Source organism: Aliterella sp. E5.1 (genome assembly GCF_057473825.1).
Window position 1 is genome coordinate 1 of record NZ_JBYCCV010000226.1, and the last position, 2,854, is coordinate 2,854.

Sequence of the window (2,854 nt, forward strand, 5' to 3'; positions counted from 1 at the left end):
GAGAGATCTTGACTAGTGGACTGGATTTCCAATCCCCGCACTAGTGGAAATAACACCGAACGGTAACGACTGTAGAACCGCCAGACTAAGGGTAAATAATTGTCGCTGTTATAAGCGGTAATCTCCTCACACTGCTCTAACAGGGCTGCGGCTCCCCCATGCGTTGTTAAAACAGATTGAACTCGTTCGCCCAAGCTAGCTGTATCGGTTTCTCCTGCTGATGTCTGTAAAATTTCAGCCAAGACTCCCAGCATCAATTCCGTTTGTGCTAAATGCTGCTCGCGCAATTCTACCAGCTTGTCTTTGGCGCACTGGTGCATTTTCTGTACTCGTTTGAGAAACATCTCGACCAAATGGTCGCGAGTTTTAACTTGGACGCGGTAGAGCAGACAAACCAATAGAGCGCGACGTTTGGCTAGTTTTAGCTCCCGCAAGTCCGTCAGAGCCAAGGCTTTGGCTTGGGTGGCAAAGGATTTAACCTTAGCGGGTGCAATGGTGACAAGCAACTGACGCACATCCCCACAGGTGAGCATCTGCTCGAATTTAGCTTGTAATGCTTGAATGTGAGACAGGCGAGCACTTTTCGGTGGTGCTCTCAGTAAACTGAAGGTTAATCCCGATTCGGGTGAAGTAGATACCAAATCATCTACAAATGCTTGCTGAGTCGGAGTCATCGCATTGATAATGCGCCCAAACAAGCGGTTATTCACGACAGTACGGATATGACTGACTAAACGATCTAAGGTACTAAAAGCTGGTAATTCATATCTTTCTTTAACCAATTCTTCGACTGCGACATTGATTAAATCGGCAGGATACTCCATCACTTCAGCCGCCTGTGCGATGACCGTAGCAATGGCAGTTTGAGCCTTGCGGTCATAAGGATGAACGCCCAAGTAAGCTCGAATTACCTCTGCATAGTTGTAGCGCGAACGTTCGGGCGGGATGGCACAGACATTGGCACTGAGATTCAAACAAGCCCGAATGTGTCCGACAACTGTTGGCGGGACTGCTTCCGACGGGGGGAAATAACCCAACCGCTGGAATGATTTGAGCATCACCAACCAGCGCAGCAGTCCACGTTTACTTTTGACCTGTGTTTGGGCAAATGCTAGCTCAGATGCTGATGGCGTATATAGTTCGGTCAGTTCTTTAACAGTTGCCTGAGATTTGAATCGGGGATAAGCAGTCCGTTCAATAGCGGTCATAAAGCTGTTGGGAATTCCAGCGAGATCTGGCAATACTCAGTTGTCCAAGGCAGAGTATAAGCCATACTCTATCAATTTGTGATAGATCTCAATCAAACAGTACTTTCAGGAGATTTATCGCTCGCTATTAATGAGTATTTCATCACTCTTGAAGCAAGCGTTCTAAGGCTGAGTGAGCGACGATTTCTGCCCGCTCGGAAGTAACTTTTTGGTAGCGTAATGTGGTCTGAATGTTAGTATGTCCCATCAAAGCACGTAGCTCCTCGATGCCCATTAAGCCAACTCGTTCGGTGGCAAAGGTGTGTCGTAAGTCGTGCATCCTAATTCCATCGAGTTCTAGTGCGCTCTCAATCAAGTTTGTCCAGTCTCGATGTGCTGTCCGATAACTCAGACGGGTGACTAATTTGGTTACGGGGTTTTGGGCGGTAAATAGGGCATCTGATTCTGGGGGGCGGTAGTATTTTAGATATTTATCTAATGCTGTTGCTGCATCTTCACTGTAGAAACACCACCGGATTTTATTACCTTTACCAATCACTTGAAATTTGCGCTCGATGAGATTGAGATCTGAAAAGTTTAGTGCCAAGACCTCTGCAATTCTGGCACCAGTTCGATGCAGCAAGTACACCAGAGCTTTCATTCGACTGTGATGGTCGATTACTTGGTAGAGCGTGGTGATTTGGGATGGGGATAAATATCGAATCACTCGATCTGAAAAATGCTCTCCCCGTTCTATGTTGGGTTTGCGACGTTGAAGTCGGGTGATGGGGTTAACTTTCAAATAACCTTGCTCGACTGCAAAGTTGAATAGAGCTTGTAAGATTGCTTGATGTCGTTGATGAGTCGTGTAAGCTAGATGGGATAAACCGTCGAGGTAATTTGCTAGTGTCGAGCGGCTCAAGATTTCAATCGGATAACTGCCGTATTCTCCCAGTAGCGGCATGAGACTTAGTTCGTAGGATTTTATCGTACTATGAGCGAGTCCTGGACGCTCTAAAAATTCAGTGGCGATTGTAGCTAGTGGGATAGACAATTTAGCAGTTAGTTTAACTAGTAAAGTTGAATAATACTTTCCATATTATAGTTCTGAGTTAACATATTTTAAAACACCGTTTTGTGAATATTCTCCAAAGTAGTAAATCGCCCAACGCTAATGAAACCGTGGGTGATTATGTCAAACGAATGCGATTAATGCTCGGTTTGAATCAGAAGGAATTGGCAGCTATCGCGGGGATTCACTTGCAAAGCGTGGGAAAAATCGAGCGCGGGCTGACAACTAAACTGAGTTCTCATAGTAAAAGTGGCTTGGCGAATGCGCTGCAAGTTCCGGTGGAATATTTAGAGGCGGTCTGTCGCGGTACTCCGATTGTGGCTGTCTCTCAACTCAAATTCTGTGCACCGTGCTGGACTCCTGGAACACCGCCAGATCCGCTTTGGATGGAGGTGAGGGCTAAATATTGTTTTCTATGTGGTTCTGCGCTCCGAGATCGCTGTAGTCATTGCCAGGAGAGGATTACTTCTCTCAAGCATCGTTTCTGTCCTTTTTGTGGGACTGCTTACAAGGCTGAATCTGATTTCCAAAGCTAGTCTAGGTAATGCTTTAAGGTCTATCTTGCAGGTTTTTACACGTATCCTGTAGCAATCCC

At 46.0% G+C, this 2,854-nt stretch carries 3 protein-coding genes; 1 reads left to right on the forward strand and 2 read right to left on the reverse strand.

Translation table 11 applies throughout. The features are described from left to right. Both AC2VE5_RS25425 and AC2VE5_RS25430 read right to left on the reverse strand, forming a co-directional pair. A partial coding sequence (locus tag AC2VE5_RS25425) for a DUF4158 domain-containing protein (RefSeq protein WP_486890368.1) occupies window positions 1–1,208 on the reverse strand: 1,208 nt, incomplete at its 3' end. A 142-nt stretch (window positions 1,209–1,350) separates the two neighbouring features. Next, window positions 1,351–2,241, reverse strand: coding sequence for a tyrosine-type recombinase/integrase (locus AC2VE5_RS25430; protein ID WP_486890369.1), 891 nt, complete (start codon window positions 2,239–2,241; stop codon window positions 1,351–1,353). Window positions 2,242–2,324: 83 nt separating this feature from the next. Here AC2VE5_RS25430 and AC2VE5_RS25435 point away from each other — a divergent pair, with 83 nt between their 5' ends. Further along, entirely contained in the window at window positions 2,325–2,795 is a 471-nt protein-coding gene (locus AC2VE5_RS25435) for a helix-turn-helix domain-containing protein (protein WP_486890370.1), read from the forward strand. The last annotated feature ends 59 nt before the right edge of the window (window positions 2,796–2,854 follow it).